The organism is Rhizobium sp. AG207R (assembly GCF_027109195.1).
GTDB classification, from domain to species: Bacteria; Pseudomonadota; Alphaproteobacteria; order Rhizobiales; family Rhizobiaceae; genus Rhizobium; species Rhizobium dioscoreae.
Genome location: NZ_JAEPVT010000005.1, coordinates 360,511 through 376,873 on the forward strand (window position 1 = coordinate 360,511; position 16,363 = coordinate 376,873).

Sequence of the window (16,363 nt, forward strand, 5' to 3'; positions counted from 1 at the left end):
TTGTCTCATCGCGCCGCAGCGATCGGGTAAGACGCGGCGGGCACGCGCGCCAATGTGAAGGCTTCGAAGGAGCGTTTCAATAGCGCGCCGTCGAGCCCATCCAAGATGAAGACCAGCCGCGAGTTACGATCTTCCGAAGGCCAACCTTCCATGTGCATCGGTGTATGAACCAGATGCTGGACACCATGAACCGCAACCGGGCGCTCCTCACCGCTGAGATTGAGAATACCCTTCACACGCAGCACCCGTTCGCCATGCCGATTGAGCAGCATGGTCAGCCAGAGCCCGAAAGCGGTCCAATCGACAGGCCTGTCTATGACGAGCGAAATCGAAGAAATGGCGGCCTGATGCGGCGCGCCGCCCGATGAGACGAGCTGCATCGGCTCATCGCAGTAAAAGCCGCTTTGCGAAAGGCTGCTTGTTGAGGCGTTGCTCTGGACCGCGACAAGCGAGGAAAGATCGAGATGCGGATCAGCCGCGATGAGGATCGGGGCATCGGGATTGAGCGTTCGAAGGCGAGCTTGGAGGTCGTATTCGCTACGATCCGCCTCAAGATCCGTCTTGGTCACGATCAACCGGTCCGCGACCGCCGCCTGCCTGTTGGATTCGATATAGGTGTCGAGCTGACGCAGCCCGTTCACCGCATCGACCGTCGTAATCACGTTGCCGGCGCAGAAATGGTGCCTGAGCACCGGATCGGCCTTGATGGTCGAAAGCACGGGGAAAGGATCGGCAAGGCCGGTGCTTTCGATGATGACGCGCCGGAATGGTGGCACCAGCCCGCGCTCGCGGCGGGAGTAGAGTTCCTTGAGTGCTGTGGCAAGGTCGTCACGCACCGTGCAGCAGACGCAGCCGGAGCGCAGCAGCACCATCTCGCCCTCGACGCTTTCGACGAGATCATGGTCCAGCCCAATCTCGCCGAATTCGTTGATGAGCACGGCGGTATCGGCAAAGGCCGGATCCGCCAGGATGCGCTTGAGCAGTGTCGTCTTGCCGGAACCGAGAAAGCCTGTCAGCAGATTGATCGGCAGGAAGCCGCCCGCCTCAATCGACATGCCGAGCCTCCATCCTTGCGACGAAAGCAGGGTCGAGCGGGTCACAGGGCCGGCCGACGAGCCTTTCGGCCGCCGGCCAGAGATGACCGAGATCCTCGATGATCTCACTCCTGCCTGTTCGCGTCGACAGGACGAAGGAGGCGCCCTGCCAATCGGAGAGGACAAGACCGAAACCCGAAAGCATTTCGTTGGCGGCACGCACGCGCTCGACTCGCTCACGCCGCCGGTCGAAGCTTGCGTGATTGCGGGTGAAGACGCCTGGCCGTGCCGCGGCATCCGTCCAGTGCTCATTGCCGCCGAGCACGCCGCACAGTGAACACATGGCAATCGCCTCCAACCTGATGCTTCGATACTTCAGCCTAGCCGGCTATTTCTTGCGCGGAAAGCGGGCTGCGAAATCGTCGGCGATCTCGTTCATCGTGACAAATTTGACGCCGGGATGCTTGACCATATGCGCATAGAGCCGCTCCAGCATCATCAGCACCTGCGGCCGGCCGGCGACGTCGGGATGGATGGTGATCGGGAAGACGGCATAATCCATCTCGCGATAGACCCAGTCGAACTGATCGCGCCACATCTGCTCGATGTGATGCGGATTGACGAAGCCATGGCTGTTCGGCGATTTCTTGATGAACATCATCGGCGGCAGGTCATCGAGATACCAGGATGCCGGGATTTCGATCAGATCGGTCTCCTGGCCGCGTTTCAGCGGTACCATCCAGTCCGACGGCTTGCGGGAATAGTCGATCTTCGTCCAGCTATCACCGACGCGCACATAATAGGGCGTGAAGTCATTATGCATCAGCGAGTGATCATACTTGATGCCGCGCTCCAGAAGCAGCTCGTTCGTCACGTTGGAGAATTCCCACCAGGGGGCGACATAACCGGTCGGGCGCTTGCCGGAAAGTTTTGTCACCAGCTCGATGCACTTATCGAGGATTTCCGTCTCCTGCTCGCGTGTCATCGCAATCGGGTTTTCATGGCTGTAGCCATGGATGCCGATTTCATGGCCGGCATCGGCCACGGCCTGCATCTGCTCCGGGAAGGTCTCGATCGAGTGGCCGGGAATGAACCATGTGGTCTTGATGCCGAAGCGTTCGAAGAGCTTCACCAGACGCAGACTGCCGACTTCACCGGCAAAAAGGCCGCGCGAGATATCGTCAGGCGAATCCTCGCCGCCATAAGAGCCGAGCCAGCCGGCGACGGCATCGACGTCGACGCCAAAACTGCACAAGATTTCCTTTGCCATGGGATGACCTCCTTCAATTTAAGTTTCTGTAATCAGTGAGCCGGGATGACGGTCGCATCGGCCGGATCCCAGGTAAGCATGACCTCGGCGCCTGGGGGAAAGGCGCCGGGCCGGTATTTGTCGACATGCGCCTCCAGCGCCAGGCCTCGGCCATCAGGCAGGCTGATGCCGATCTGCGAGATATGGCCGACCACGTCGAAGCGCTCGACGCGTGCGCCAACCACATTGCCGCCGAAGGTCCGGGCGAGATTTTCGCGCGCCGAGCCGCCCGCTGCGTGAACCTCGATCGCTTCCGAGGGGATGACGATGTTGACCTTGCTAGAGAGGCCGCCATTGGCACAGCCCGACAGCGTGCCAAATGCGGTGGAGACAAAAGTGTTGTCGGCCTCGGTGCCGGCAACCTCACCTTCGAAGATGGTGTTGCGACCGATAAACTGTGCCACGAAAGGCGTGTTCGGGCGTGTGTAGAGCTGAGCGGGCGGACTGATCTGCTCCACCCTGCCCTGGTTCATGACGACGATGCGGTCGGACAGCGCCAGCGCCTCCGACTGGGCATGCGTGACAAAAACGAAGGTCACCCCGAGCTTCTTCTGCAGCAGCTTCAGCTCATTCTGGATGGCCTTGCGCAGATTGGCATCCAAAGCACCCAGCGGCTCGTCGAGAAGCAGCACATCCGGCTCGACGACAAGGCCGCGGGCAAGCGCGATGCGCTGGCGCTGGCCGCCGGAAAGCTTGTCCGGCTTGCGATCGGCAATATCCTCCAGCCCGAGAGTCGCGAGAATACGATCGACCCGGACATCTCGTTCGGCCTTCGCCATGCCCTTGACCTCAAGACCATATCCGACATTCCGCCGGACGGTCATATGCGGGAACAGCGCATAGTTCTGGAAGATCATCGATGTCGGCCGCCTCTGCGGTCTGACATCGTTCATACGCTCGCCCTTGATCATCATGTCGCCGGAGGAAATGCTTTCAAAGCCAGCGATCATACGGAGCGTCGTCGTCTTGCCGCAGCCCGACGGGCCGAGGAAGGCGATGAATTCGCCCTTTCTGATCGATAGATTGAAGTCGATGACGGCGGGCGTGCCATTGTCATAGACTTTGCCGACATCGATGAGTTCCAAGTCATATATCATGGGAGATCTCCGGGCGTGGAGGAGGAGGCGGACATCGCCTCCTCGCGCGGCATGGGATAGCTGGCAGCAGCCATCGGATCAGGCATTGAGGAATTCATCCCACTTCTGGACGAGATGGTCGTATTCATCCGGCCACTGGTGCCAGTAGGCAACGTTCTTGGCGCGTTCCGCCAGCGAGCCGCCGTCGCGCAGGTCGCCTTCCTTGATGCCGCGCTCGGCAGCACCGACCCAAGGCTTGCCCTCGTACCAGAAGGCATACTTATCCGGCGCCATGACCTTCTGGATATTGGTCGACGGCGAATAATAGCCCTGTTCCGAAACGGTGATGCCGGGCTCGCCCGAGAGCCAGTAATCGGCATAGGCGATCACGGCTTCCTTGTTCGGCGTGCCTGCGATCATCGACGGGCCGATCGCCCAGCCACGATAGCCTTCCTTCGGCACGGCATATTTGCATGCCTTGCCCTGGGCTTTGACCGCCATGACAGCCGGCTGCCAGGCGTCGCAGACGACCATCTCGCCCGATGCCATCAGATTGACCAGCTCGCCGAAGTCACCCCACAGAGCGCGGAACTGCCCGTCCTTCTTCTTCGAAACGAGGAACTTCGCCGCTTCGTCGATCTCGGCCGTGCTCGGATTGCCGGGATTCTTGACGTTCAGAAGGCCAAGCGTGTTCATGGCCATGATCGCCTGACCGAAGGCGATCAGCGGATCGGTATTGAGACCTGATTTGCCCTTCCACTTCGGATCGAAGATCGCCGACCATGTATTGGCTTCCTCGGCGGAGAGAACGTCCGGATTGTAGCCGATGGAATCGTAGTTGTAGACCGCAGGCACCATGTTCAGCGTGGTCTTGGCATCATCGGCCCAGATCTGGCCGACGATCTGTTGCTTCGGCTCCCACTTGTCGGAAGGCGTGGTGAAGGTATCGCGGATATTGGCCCAGTTCTTCAAGGAAGCGGCCGGAACCGGCTCGACATTGTTGGTCATGACGATCGAGGGCAAGCGCTCACCGATGATCTCCCAGCAATCGTAATCCTTGGAGCCGGACAGGATCTTGGTCTGCGCGTCCGGAAAGGTCGCCGCTGTACCCGAGGTCTGGCCGACGCCGCTCACCTTGCGGAATTCATCAAGGATACGCTCCTGGACCGTGACCGAGAGACCGATGGTGCGCAACTGTTCCTTGGCAAGGTTCGCAGCCTGGGCGTAGGCCGCTCGCGACGACAGGAAGGGCGTGCCGCCTCCAATCGCGAGCGCCATGACGCCGGCGGAGTGCTTCAACAGAGAGCGTCTGTTCATTTCCATCTTGGACATATCTGTTCTCCAGTGCTGATTGCTGTTCCCTTGTGCCCTTCGCGGGCCTGCTTCATTGCCGTATCGCCCTTGACCCAGTCGTTGCCGGGACGATGGCGATCAGTACCGCCCCACAAGGAGGCCGCCATCCACGACCAGAACCTGGCCGGTCATGTATCTCGCGCCCTTCGAGGCGAGGAATGCGATCACGTCGGCGATGTCTTCCGCTTCACCTAACCGGCCCATCGGAATGAACTCGGCTGCCTTCTCCGCGCCTGCTGGGCCGAGCGAATTTTCTTCCGAAAGAAGCTGGGCTGTGCGGATATAGCCCGGCGCAATGCCGTTGACCCTGATGCCGTCCTTCGCCAGCTCGACGGCGAGCCCGCGCACCAATCCCACGACCCCGGATTTCGCCGCCGAATAATGGACATGCTCGTCCCAGCCATAGGCGACGCCCATGATCGAGGAGAGCGCGACGATACTGCCCGATCCGCGGGCACGCATGCCGGGTACCGCGGCACGCACCAGCTTGAAGATGCCCTTCAGGTCGACATCCATGGTCAGGTCCCATTTGTCGTCGGTGAGCTTCTCAAGAGGTGTGCGATGGGCGATGCCGGCATTGGCGACGATGACATCGATCTTGCCGAAGCGTGCCTCGACATTGGCGACAAGCCGGTTGGCGGCCTCCGTCGAGCGGACGTCGTAGAGATGGAATTCGGCAGAGCCGCCGCTGGTGAGGATGTCGCGGACGGTCTCCTCACCTTCCTTTTCGAGGATATCGGTGACGACGACATGGTCACCGAGCGCTGCAAACGCCTTTGCTGTCGCTTGGCCGATACCGATGCCCGCGCCTGTGACGATGACGATCCGCTTTTCCAAACTATCCATCTGCTTGTCTCCTTCAGAGCATCACATCGCCGGAATTCGGCCCAAGGGTCTGGCCGACGAAAAGGCTCGCTGCCGGCGACGCCAGAAACGCCACGGTCGCCGCCACCTCTTCCGGTTCGCCGAAGCGGCCGAGCGGCAGTTCGCGCTTCTTACGTTCGCGCCATTCTTCGGAAAGACCCCGCACCAGCGGCGTGTTGATCGGCCCCGGCGCTACGGCGTTGACGCGCACTCCGCAGCTCGAAACCTCGCGGGCGAGTGCCTTGGTCATGCCGATGATCGCCGCCTTGGCGCCGGAATAGTGGACCAGCTCGACACCGCCGATCTGCCCGAGCTGGGAGGCGACGTTGACGATGACGCCCTCGCCTCGCGCCAGCATCGACGGCATGACGGCCTTGGTCATCAGGAAGGTGCCGCGCACATGCACCGCAAACATCCGGTCGAAATCCTCAAGCTCGAGGTTTTCGAATGCTGCCTGATGCGCAATACCGGCATTGTTGACGAGAAGGGCGACGTCGCCGTGCGAGGCCTTGGCAGCCGCATGGATAGTCGCCACATCCTCGGGCCGTGCTACGTCGCCGGCGATCGCGGTTGCCACACCGCCCGCCTTGGTGATTTCCGAGGCAACAGTCTCGGCCCGGTCGCCCGAGAGGTCGTTGACCAGAACAGCATAGCCGTCGGTGGCCAGGCGAAGGGCGATAGCTCGACCAATACCCGAGCCGGCGCCGGTGACGATGGCAGAGATCGGAACGGAAACCTTCTCAGCCATCACGCGTCCTCCTGGATGCGGACGCGCTTGGCGCGCCTAACCGACAGACCCATCAGGATCGCGTAGGTGCCGAGAAGCGCGAAGGAAAACAGCGTGGTCAGCACCCCGAAAGCGAAAACGTTCGGATGCACCTCGACGGAGAAGGTGCCGTAGATGGCAAGCGGCAGCGTCAGCTCGCGGCCGGAAGCAAACAGGGTGCGCGAGAACTCATCATAGGAGAGCGTGAAGGCAAAGAGCATGGCCGAAAGCACGCCCGGGAAGATCAGCGGAAAAGTGACCTTGCGGAAGGTGCGTGCCGGCGTGACGCCGAGCGACCATGAGGCCTCCTCCATGCTCGGATCGAACCTGTTGAAGATGGCGAGCATGACGAGGAAAGCAAAGGGGAAGGTGTAGACGACGTGCAGGACGAAGGCCGTGCTCCACCAGTGACGATCGATGCCGAAGGCATTGGCGACAAGCGCCATGCCGAGGCCGACAAGCACGCCCGGCACCATCATGCCGAGAACGATCAGATAGAAGGCGACGCCCGAGCCGCGGAACTTGCGGCGAAAGGCCTGGGCGGACATGACGCCGAGCACGGTCGAGACGATCATGGTCATCAGCGCCAGAAAAAGCGAGCGGATCAGCGCCTGATCGATCGGCAACGGTGCGATGCGCGACGGCGGCGTGAGACCGAAGAGATGCCGATACCAGTAGGTCGACCATTCGATGATCGGAAATTGCGGACCGCCCTCTGGACCGGTCTGGAACGACAGGATCGCCAGGACCGCGAGCGGTCCGTAGAGGAAGATCAAAAAGAGGGTCGTATAGACACCCAGGCCAAGCTTGATGCCGCCGGCATTCATGATCAGAGCTCCTTTCTGAGGTCGACGACCTTGAGCAGCGCTGCGACGACAGCACCCATGATGATCGTCAGCACAACGCCGGCGACTGCGGCAAAGGCCCATTTCAGCGAGCCGACCTGGGTGACGATGATATTGCCGAGCAGATTGACCTTGCGGCCGGACAGGGCAGCGGACGTTGCGAATTCACCGAGAACCATGACGGAGACGAAGATCGCGCCGACCACCACGCCCGGCATGGACAACGGCAGGATGATGGTGCGGAAGATGCGCCAGAAGCCGGCACCGAGATCCTGCGCCGCCTCGATGACGGAGGCGTCGATGCGACCCATCATGAAGGCGATCGGCCCGACCATGAAGACGCAATAGATCTGTGTCATGCCGATGATCACGGACAGCTCCGAAAACAGCAGCACCTCTATCGGCTGCTGCACGATGCCGAGCTTCATCAGGATCATGTTGATGGCGCCCTCGGTGCCGAGCATCGGCCGCCAGGCAAGCACGCGGATCAGGAAGGACGTCCAGAACGGGATGACGCAGAGCACGAGCAACACCGTCTGCAGCGTCTTGTTCTTGATGAGAAGCCCGACGAAGAGCGCCGCCGGATAGCCGACGACAAGCGTCGATACCAGCACCAGCAACCAGATGCGGATCGTCGTCCAGAGCGCGCCGAGATAGGTGGGGCTCGTCAGGAAGGCGACCCAGCTCTGCAATGTTAGCGTCGGCTCGATCTTGAAGGTTGTCTGTGTCCAGAAGGAAACATAGACCATCATCAGCATCGGCAGGACGAGGAAGGCCACCATCCAGATCATGCCCGGCGCCAGAAGCAAGAGTGTCTTATTCGATTTCCGGCGCACGGTTGCGCCTTCCTGCACGGCTTCCTCTGATGTCGCGACCATGGTCATCTCTCGCTCTCCTTGGGGGGTCCGGCGGAAGGGTTGGAAAAAGTCACATCAGCCGAAGACAAGGGCATCCTCCTTCTTCCAGACGAGCGCATAGCGATCCTTTTCGACAAAGGCGGGCGGGCGGGCATGGCTCAGATGAGATTCGACCTCGAAGACGTGGCCGCCATCGAGCGCAAAGAAGGAGTTGACCGCCGCACCGGAATATTCGCTGGCGATGAAATCCGCCTCGATGCGCACTTCGCCATCCGAGAGCACCGCATCGCGGGAGCGGATCGAAACGCGGTCGTAGCGGATCGCATAAGCCGGCTGCGGCGCTTTTCGGCGCGATCCATTCAGAGGGAAGCGGCCGGCCGGTCCGACAAAAGCATCCTCGACGACATTGCCGGCAAAGAGATTGTAGCAATTGAGAAAGCGGGCGACCGAGGCCGTTGCCGGGCTGTTGTAGACCACATCCGAGGCGGCGGCCTGCGCGATGCGGCCGCGATCGAGCACGAGCACGAGATCTCCCATCGCCAAAGCTTCGCTCTCGCTGCCCGTAACATGCAGGAAGGTTACGCCGCAGCGCTCGCGGATGATCTTGAGCTCGCTGCGCATACGGCCGCGCAGATTGGCGTCAAGCGCACCGAGCGGTTCGTCCAGCAGCACCATCTTCGGCTCCGTCACCAGTGTACGTGCCAGGGCGACGCGCTGGCGCTGACCACCTGAAATCTGCGTCACGGCGCGGTCGTCAAATCCCTTGAGACCGACCAGCGACAGCATGTCCTGAACGCGCTTTGCCAGGATGCGCGCATCCGTCACCGGATCGACCCTGCGATTGCGCAGGCCGAAGGCAACGTTCTCGGCAACGGAAAGATGCGGAAACAGAGCGAAGTTCTGAAAGACGAAGCCGATGCCGCGATCATGCGGCTCGACGCCATCGAGCCGTTTGCCATGGAAGAGGATCGAGCCGGCATCCGGCTCCTCGAAGCCGGCAATGACGCGCAGCAGTGTCGTCTTGCCGGAGCCGCTGGGGCCTAGCAGCGAGATATACGCATTGTCGGGCAAAGAGAAATCTATCCTGTCCAGCGCGGGCGCCGCGCCATAGGACTTGGTGACTTGACTAAGCTGAAGAACGGTCGACACCGAATTCCCACCAGTTTCAAGGCAAGGACCATCCTTCGGGCAGAGCTCCGCCTTCGCCCGGATCACAAGTATCCGGACCTTCAGACGTCTGCCTGCGTTCGCGCATGATCACATGCGCGTCAAAGAGATGTTCCTTGGCGTTTCAAAGAGTTCCGCCTGCGGCGCTTCTGACGAGCACCTTGATGTTGAGAGCATTACATAAATGATTTTTGTATTCAATAGACTTTTTCGTGAAAATGCCGAACCCAGAAACACAAGTCAAACGAGGGCGACCGGCGGAAGGCCGCGACGCTGGCGAGCACCCTCGCCTCCGCGTAGAATTGGCATCAACGCAGCCGTTACGGGCGCCAAAGCGTGACGCGCCGCACCCGGATAACATTCGGAAAATAGCGCCAATCGCGGCGCTATGGGTCAGCAACCAGCGAAAAGAGATTCATCGCACTCGAGCGCAAAAACATATTTTGTATTCAATAGTCATTTATTTTTGCGCTATGTTAGAATTACAAAACGCGTAAGAGTGAGGTATCAGAACGACGTGAGTCCATTGCACCAGATGACCGAAAACCGTGCGCGCCCCAATGCGCAAAAGCGCTACGAGATCGCCGAGGATGTTCTGCGTGGCAATATCGAGGACAACACGCTGCCGCAGGGCGTGGTGCTGCTCGAAGGGCCGATCGCCGATATCCTGCAGATTTCGCGCGCGCCCGTGCAGAGGGCGCTGCAGACGCTGGAGAGCGAAGGTCTGGTGCATCGCTTCAACGGACGCGGCTATCTCGTCGGCCCCGCCGGACAAGGCATCGAGCCGAAGCGCACCGATATCAAGACCCTCGGCCTGACCATCCCGCGCCACGCAGACGAAGCCTTGCAGAGCCGCGCCTCCTGGGAACGCATCTACAATACCGTCGAGGCCGATGTCGCCGGCTGCGTCGTCTTCGGCCAGTACCGCATTATCGAGATCGAGCTCGCCGACCATTTCAACGTCAGCCGCACCGTCGTCCGCGATGTGCTGACGCGCCTGCGCGAGCGTGGCCTCGTGCGCAAGAACCAATCGTCCCACTGGATCGCCGGCCCGCTGACGGCGCAGATGATCAAGGATCATTACGGCCTGCGTGGTATGCTGGAACCGCAGGCGCTTGTCGCGGGAGCCAGCCGCGTCGACCGGGAGCGGTTGAACGATTTGTTTCTGCGCCTTTCCGATCTCGAACGGCACGAACCGGCGGATCATCTTGCGGCGCTGGAAGCTATCCATGCCGACTTCATCGACATCTGCATCCTTGCGACGCCGAACGAGCGGCTGAAGGAATCCATCCGCAATAACCTGCTGCCCGTCACGGCGACGGAGCGATTGCTGCGGCGCCTCGGGCTGCCCGGAGATCCTGCCATCATCACGGAGCTCCGCCTGATCGCGGAACTGCTTCTGCGGGGCGCCGTCAAGGCGGCGGCGGCGATGATGGAAAACCATCTCGAAGCCTCCGTCGACCGCACGATCGCACAGATGAAGATCGTCGCGATCGTCCCCGGTCCCGGCGTGACGGCTGCTTATCTCACCCGCGTTCTCGAGTGAGATGCAGGCACGCCCTAACCTATTCGATCTGTGTCGGAAACGCGGGATCGAAGGAGCAGCCATCCGCTTGATCCCTTACGCCAGAGCAGCACGAAGGCGCGCAAGCAATGCCTGCCGGTCCGCCCGGGCCGCCAGCGCCTGATCCATGGTGACCTCCACGAATTGCGTCGGCGTATGCGGCTGCAGTTGCGCGATCAGATCCATGTCGGCGGAGATCACCGTTCCCAGCATGAAATAGCCGCCGCCGGAGACGGCATCGCGATGCAGGATGATCGGCTCCGTTCCGCCCGGCACCTGGATCGAGCCATATGGATAGCAGCTGTCAACGATATTCGACGGATCCGAGCCTGCACCGAAAGGCTGCTTGCGCTCGACGAATTCGAGCTTGCGACCGCCGCGGAAGCGATACCCCATGCGATCGGCCTCCGGCGCAACCTTCCATTGGTCGGCAAAGAAGTTGCTCTTCGTTTGCTCTGTCAACCGATCCCAATAGAGCCCCGGCAGAACCCGGAGCTCCGCCGGGGTACCGGGCTTGCGGCGCAGCTCCTCGGCAATGGATAGCCCCTCGTTCTTCATGGAACCGGAGCCAACGGGAAGCTCATCTCCGGCAGCGATAGCCTTACCATTCAGGCCGCCGAGGGCGCCGATCACATAGGTCGACCGGCTGCCCAGCGCTTCGGGAACATCGATGCCGCCCGACACCGCAATGCAGATCCGCGCCCCGGACCTCAGAAAGTCGAAGCTTACGGTCTGCCCTGCCCTGACCTTGAGTGCCGTCCATCCCGGCTGCAGCTCGTCATCGATCCTGACGGGCATGTCGGCGCCGGTAACCGCAATCAGGGCATCGTCGAGAAATTCGAGCTTAGGCCCCATGAAGACGGCTTCGAGCCCGGCCGCACCCTCATCATTGCCGACGAGAAGATTTGCCGCCCGCATGGCGTAACGGTCCATGGCGCCGCCCACGGGAATGCCGAGATGGAAATAGCCGGGCCGTCCGAGATCCTGAATCGTGGTGGAAAGGCCGTGATGAAGAACCTTAATGGCCATGCAGCGCGCCCTCCAACCTGGCGTTGTAGCCGTCGATATCGGCCTGGTATTGCCTGAGATCGAATTTGACCTCGCGGATCGGCGGAGCGAAGCGGCCCTTGTCGACATCCTCGACCGCCTGGTCGTATCCGTCGCGCTCGATCGGCCGGAACTTCACGATGTCGCCCGGACGGAAGAACACCATGAAATCGCGGAGATAGCTCGTCGTTTGCTTGGGGTCGAAGATCGGCATCGGCGTGATGCCGAACATCTGATAGCCGCCGGCCCCGCGCACCGAATAGATGCAGCCGAAGCAGCCGCCGTGTCCCACCGTCAACCGTGGCGTGTCGGTTCGCGGGCGCAGATATTTCGGCACCTCGATCTGCCGCTGCCGCTCCACCATCTGATACATGAACGGCAGGCCGGCAACGAAGCCGACCATCGAAACGAACCAGGGCGAGCCGGCATGAGCCGAAATGAAGTCCTCGACCGCATCATAGCCATTGATCCTGGCAGCGTAGTCGAGATCGGTCCCCGTCGGCTCCTGATGCCGCTCGCGGAAGCGCATCAGCGTCTCATGCGTCCAGGGATCATTGTAGAAAACAGGGATTTCGACGATGCGGGTGGTAATGACGGGATCGGCCTTTTCGGCAGTACCCTCGATCGCCTTGACCTCGCGCAGGAGATCGTCCGGCTTGATTATGTCGGGATCGAACTTGATCTGAAAGGAGGCGTTGGCAGGGCAAATTTCGGTGACACCTTTGATGGCGCTCTCGCGCACCCCCTTGGCCATAGACAGGCTCTTGAAGAAGGCTTCGAGGGACATCTCGTCGCTGCATTCGACGAAGAGATGCTCGTCACCTCCGAACGTAAAGCGAGCTGGCATCAGGCAACCTCCGCCGATACGCCGTCAACCGCGGCAAAATCGGTCTCCAGCCAGGTTTCGAGAAAACGCGTGTGGAATGCCCCCTTGCGCACGGATGGATCGCGGGCGAGCGCGAGGTGCAGAGGGATCGTCGTCGGCAAGCCTTCGATCGTCAGACTGGAAAGGGCGGCGACCAACCTGTCGAGGCAGGCATCGCGATCCTCGGCCCAGACGATGAGCTTGCCAAGCAGGGAATCGTAGAAGGGCGGCACGGTATAGCCGGCGTAGAGCATTGTATCGAAGCGGATGCCTTCGCCTTCCGGAATCGAGAGCCGCGTCACAGTGCCGGGCGCCGGCAGAAAGCCTCTGGCCGAGTCTTCGGCATTGATCCGGCACTCTATGGCGTGACCGCGCGTCCGGATATCGGATTGCGTCAGTGACAAGGAAGCACCGCCGGCCACCTTGAACATCTCCTGCACCAGATCGATGCCGGTAATCATTTCGGTCACCGGATGTTCGACCTGGATGCGGGTATTCACTTCGATGAAATAGAACTGCCTGCTATCCTCGTCGTAGAGATATTCGACGGTGCCTGCGCCACGATAACCGACTTCCGCCGCAAGGGCGACGGCGCTGGCGCAAAGGCGCTGCCTGATGTCATCGGGCAGCGTGGAGGCCTGCGCTTCCTCCCACACCTTCTGACGGCGACGTTGCAGCGAGCACTCACGTTCGAAGCAATGGACGAAATTCCGTCCGTCGCCGAAAATCTGCACCTCGATATGGCGGGCGCGGGTGACGACCTTCTCCATGTAGAGGCCGCCATCGCCGAAAGCGGCCGCCGCCTCTGCAGAGGCAAGCGGAAACTGCTCCCTGAGCTCAGTGAGCGACTGCACGATACGTATGCCACGTCCACCGCCGCCGGCGGCCGCCTTGATCATGACGGGAAAGCCGATGCGTTCGGCAATCGCCTCTGCAGCCGCAATATCTGCCACGCGACCATCACTTCCCGGTACTGTCGGAACGCCGGCCCGTTTCGCAATCTCGCGGGCTGCCACCTTGTCGCCAAGCAATCGAATGGCTTCGCCGCTCGGCCCGATGAAGATCATGCCCGCAGCCTCGACGGCATCGGCGAAATCTCCGTTTTCGGACAGAAACCCATAGCCCGGATGAACGGCATCCACGCCCGCCGACCGCGCCGCCGAAAGGATGGCTTCGATGTTCAGGTAGGATCTCTTCGGGGCCGGCGAGCCGATATCGATTGCCTCGTCCGCAAGCTTGACCGCCAGCATGTCGGCATCAGCGGCACTATGCACCTGCACGGTGCGTATGCCGAGCGCTTTGGCGGCCTTTATGATCCTGACGGCGATCTCGCCGCGATTGGCAATGAGGACCGAGCGGATGGTCATGGATCCACCTCCGCTATGATCTGGCCGGCCATGACGGGCTCTTCATTATCGACGAGAAAGGTGATGTTCTTGCCATCGAGCCCAGCAGGGATCTGCTGGAAGGTTTTCATGACCTCGATGAGACCGATCGTATCGCTGGCCACAACGGCGTCGCCATCGACCTTGAAGGGAGGCGTGTCCGGAGAGGAAGCCCGATAGAAGGTTCCCGGAAGGGGTGATCTGATCTCAAGCTTGTTCATGGGACCTCCGCGCTGCGTCGCTGTTCAAAATCTGTGAAACGGGTGCAATCCTGATACCCTCGGCAATGAGCGCTTCGCGCATGTGGCGCACGATATCGAGCGCACCCAAAGTATCGGAATGAAAACAGATAGAATCGAAGACGATCGGAATATCCGCACCGTTGACGGTCCGCACGACGCCTTCGGTGCAGGCTCTCACGACCTTGCGGGCAATTGCCTTGGGGTCGGGGCGACCGACATCCCTGGTAAAGACGATCCAGCCCGTATCGCCATAATCGCGATCGGCGTAGAACTCGCGCACGACAGGCTGGCCCGCCTCTTCAGCAGCAAGGCAAGTGGCCGACCCGTCCATGCAGAAGACGAACATATTCGGCGCCACGGTGCGCATATATTGTATGAATATCTGCGAGAGATCGGCGTTCGCCGCCAATTCCATATAGAGAGCGCCATGCGGCTTCACATGCTGCACGGGCACGCCATAGCGTCTGGCGAACTCGCGCAGCGCACCGACCTGATAGATCAGATCGTTGACGATCTCGCGGCTAGTACCGTTGATCTTGCGCCGCCCGAAGCCCTGGAGGTCATTGTAGCCGGGATGAGCACCGACGCCGACGCCGTGGGCGGCTGCCAGCCGCACGGTCTCGTCCATGAGATTGGGATCGCCGGCGTGAAACCCGGTGGCAATATTGGCCGAACTGACGAGTGAGATAAGCTCCTCGTCATGCGCATCGCCGATCCGCCATCGGCCGAAGGCCTCCCCCATGTCGCAATTGATATCGACAACTTCCTTCAAATGCCTTCCCTCGCACCTGCGCCCCAACCGGGACCGATATGTGAACGCTAGAGGCAAAGGCCGCCTTTGAAAAATACAATTTTCAAAGGCATGATATCTGATAAACTGATATCTATGCTTAAAATTGCGTCAAGAAATATCTTGTAGTATCAATTACATATTAAAATTGCGCACGCTTTTGTCGAAAATCAGCTCGTTTTAGATCCATGAAATCTGAATCGCAGCTGGTGTTTTCAGATAAATAGATAGGAAGAACATCATGAGCTTGAGCCTGCGGCAGCTTCGCTACTTCGTCGCGACGGCGGAATATGGACAAATCTCGCACGCGGCCGTCAGCCTGTCGATCTCCCAATCCGCCGTCACTGCGGCGATCAAGGATCTCGAACTTACCGTCGGCGTCTCTCTGTTCAACCGCACGCCACAGGGTATGGATCTAACCACGGCAGGCCGGCAATTCCTGTCCCATGCCTATGAAATTCTGGCCAAAGTCGACGAGGCGACCCATCTCAACCTCGTCAGCAGCGACATCGAAGGCGAGCTTGTCGTTGCCGCGACCTATACCGTTATCGGCTATTTCCTGCCGATGCATATCGAGCGTATCCGCCGCCTCTATCCGAAGCTGAAAATCCAGCTCTACGAGGTCAATCGCGAGTCAATCGAGGAAGGCTTGCTGACCAACCGCTACGACATTTCGGTCTTGCTGACCTCGAACATCCTCAATCCGATGCTGATGACCGAGACGCTTCTGAGTTCGGTCAGACGTCTCTGGCTGCCGGCCGGCCACGAGCTGCAGCGTCGCGACGGCATCGGTCTGCGTGAAATCGCCGAGGAACCCTACATCATGCTGACGGTCGATGAGGCGGCACATTCTTCGCTGCGCTACTGGAGCCGAAGCCCCTATCAACCAAAGGTGCTCCTGCGGACCAGTTCGATCGAAGCCGTCAGATCGATGGTGGCGAACGGCCTCGGCGTCGCTATTTTGTCGGACATGGTGCATCGCCCCTGGTCGCTGGAGGGAAGACGCATCGAGACCGTGAACATACAAGACCCGGTTCCGCCCATGGATGTGGGACTCGCGTGGCGAGCCAATGTCGAGTTCAGCCAGCCCATGCTTGCCTTCAGGCGTTATTTCCAGCAGGCCTACAGCCTGCCGGGTACGAATTCCTGATCCGATCGGTTGGCAATCCAGCCCCTCGTTCGAGGCACAACTGGATTTA

17 protein-coding genes are annotated in these 16,363 nt (G+C 60.5%); 2 read left to right on the plus strand and 15 right to left on the minus strand.

What is annotated here, in order from left to right; translation table 11 throughout:
- Positions 1 to 5: 5 nt before the first annotated feature.
- The 10 genes from JJQ51_RS14195 to JJQ51_RS14240 form a co-directional block, all read right to left on the minus strand.
- Complete coding sequence (locus tag JJQ51_RS14195) at positions 6 to 1,055, minus strand: CobW family GTP-binding protein (protein ID WP_113350774.1); 1,050 nt, start codon at positions 1,053 to 1,055, stop codon at positions 6 to 8.
- The gene (locus tag JJQ51_RS14200; RefSeq protein ID WP_113350773.1) at positions 1,045 to 1,377 is read right to left on the minus strand and encodes a hypothetical protein; all 333 of its coding nucleotides are present in this window, start codon (positions 1,375 to 1,377) and stop codon (positions 1,045 to 1,047) included. The genes JJQ51_RS14195 and JJQ51_RS14200 overlap by 11 nt, the downstream gene beginning before the upstream one ends.
- 45 nt (positions 1,378 to 1,422) lie before the next feature.
- The gene (locus tag JJQ51_RS14205; RefSeq protein WP_113350772.1) at positions 1,423 to 2,304 is read right to left on the minus strand and encodes a polysaccharide deacetylase family protein; all 882 of its coding nucleotides are present in this window, start codon (positions 2,302 to 2,304) and stop codon (positions 1,423 to 1,425) included.
- A 32-nt stretch (positions 2,305 to 2,336) separates the two neighbouring features.
- Positions 2,337 to 3,440, minus strand: coding sequence for an ABC transporter ATP-binding protein (locus JJQ51_RS14210; RefSeq protein WP_113350771.1), 1,104 nt, complete (start codon positions 3,438 to 3,440; stop codon positions 2,337 to 2,339).
- Between the two features lie 78 nt (positions 3,441 to 3,518).
- Positions 3,519 to 4,751 carry an ABC transporter substrate-binding protein gene (locus JJQ51_RS14215; RefSeq protein WP_113329440.1) on the minus strand — a complete coding sequence of 411 codons (1,233 nt, stop codon included), beginning with the start codon at positions 4,749 to 4,751 and terminating at the stop codon, positions 3,519 to 3,521.
- Between the two features lie 99 nt (positions 4,752 to 4,850).
- Entirely contained in the window at positions 4,851 to 5,618 is a 768-nt protein-coding gene (locus JJQ51_RS14220) for an SDR family NAD(P)-dependent oxidoreductase (protein WP_113350770.1), read from the minus strand.
- 13 nt (positions 5,619 to 5,631) lie between these two features.
- Entirely contained in the window at positions 5,632 to 6,384 is a 753-nt protein-coding gene (locus JJQ51_RS14225) for an SDR family NAD(P)-dependent oxidoreductase (RefSeq protein ID WP_113350769.1), read from the minus strand.
- A complete protein-coding gene (locus JJQ51_RS14230) occupies positions 6,384 to 7,229 on the minus strand; it encodes an ABC transporter permease (RefSeq protein ID WP_113350768.1) in 846 nt (281 codons plus the stop codon). Before JJQ51_RS14230 ends, JJQ51_RS14225 begins: the two co-directional genes overlap by 1 nt.
- A gap of 2 nt (positions 7,230 to 7,231) precedes the next feature.
- Complete coding sequence (locus JJQ51_RS14235) at positions 7,232 to 8,131, minus strand: ABC transporter permease (protein WP_145634806.1); 900 nt, start codon at positions 8,129 to 8,131, stop codon at positions 7,232 to 7,234.
- A 48-nt stretch (positions 8,132 to 8,179) separates the two neighbouring features.
- Positions 8,180 to 9,253: an ABC transporter ATP-binding protein gene (locus tag JJQ51_RS14240; protein ID WP_145634809.1), complete on the minus strand. Its 1,074-nt coding sequence runs from the start codon at positions 9,251 to 9,253 to the stop codon at positions 8,180 to 8,182.
- Between the two features lie 553 nt (positions 9,254 to 9,806).
- On the opposite strand from JJQ51_RS14240, the gene JJQ51_RS14245 reads away from it, so the two are divergent.
- A complete protein-coding gene (locus tag JJQ51_RS14245) occupies positions 9,807 to 10,817 on the plus strand; it encodes a GntR family transcriptional regulator (RefSeq protein ID WP_145634812.1) in 1,011 nt (336 codons plus the stop codon).
- Between the two features lie 75 nt (positions 10,818 to 10,892).
- Here JJQ51_RS14245 and JJQ51_RS14250 read toward each other — a convergent pair whose 3' ends face one another.
- From JJQ51_RS14250 to JJQ51_RS14270, 5 genes are read right to left on the minus strand one after another with little or no spacing between them, the layout of a single operon-like run.
- The gene (locus JJQ51_RS14250) at positions 10,893 to 11,864 is read right to left on the minus strand and encodes a biotin-dependent carboxyltransferase family protein (RefSeq protein WP_145634815.1); all 972 of its coding nucleotides are present in this window, start codon (positions 11,862 to 11,864) and stop codon (positions 10,893 to 10,895) included.
- Complete coding sequence (locus tag JJQ51_RS14255; RefSeq protein WP_145634818.1) at positions 11,854 to 12,729, minus strand: 5-oxoprolinase subunit B family protein; 876 nt, start codon at positions 12,727 to 12,729, stop codon at positions 11,854 to 11,856. Before JJQ51_RS14255 ends, JJQ51_RS14250 begins: the two co-directional genes overlap by 11 nt.
- Positions 12,729 to 14,114, minus strand: coding sequence for an acetyl-CoA carboxylase biotin carboxylase subunit (locus JJQ51_RS14260; protein WP_145634821.1), 1,386 nt, complete (start codon positions 14,112 to 14,114; stop codon positions 12,729 to 12,731). The genes JJQ51_RS14255 and JJQ51_RS14260 overlap by 1 nt, the downstream gene beginning before the upstream one ends.
- On the minus strand, positions 14,111 to 14,353 hold the full coding sequence (locus tag JJQ51_RS14265) for an acetyl-CoA carboxylase (RefSeq protein ID WP_145634824.1): 243 nt from the start codon (positions 14,351 to 14,353) through the stop codon (positions 14,111 to 14,113). Before JJQ51_RS14265 ends, JJQ51_RS14260 begins: the two co-directional genes overlap by 4 nt.
- The gene (locus JJQ51_RS14270; RefSeq protein WP_145634827.1) at positions 14,340 to 15,146 is read right to left on the minus strand and encodes a 5-oxoprolinase subunit PxpA; all 807 of its coding nucleotides are present in this window, start codon (positions 15,144 to 15,146) and stop codon (positions 14,340 to 14,342) included. The genes JJQ51_RS14265 and JJQ51_RS14270 overlap by 14 nt, the downstream gene beginning before the upstream one ends.
- 259 nt (positions 15,147 to 15,405) lie before the next feature.
- On the opposite strand from JJQ51_RS14270, the gene JJQ51_RS14275 reads away from it, so the two are divergent.
- Positions 15,406 to 16,314, plus strand: coding sequence for a LysR family transcriptional regulator (locus tag JJQ51_RS14275; RefSeq protein WP_113329450.1), 909 nt, complete (start codon positions 15,406 to 15,408; stop codon positions 16,312 to 16,314).
- Positions 16,315 to 16,363 lie beyond the last annotated feature (49 nt).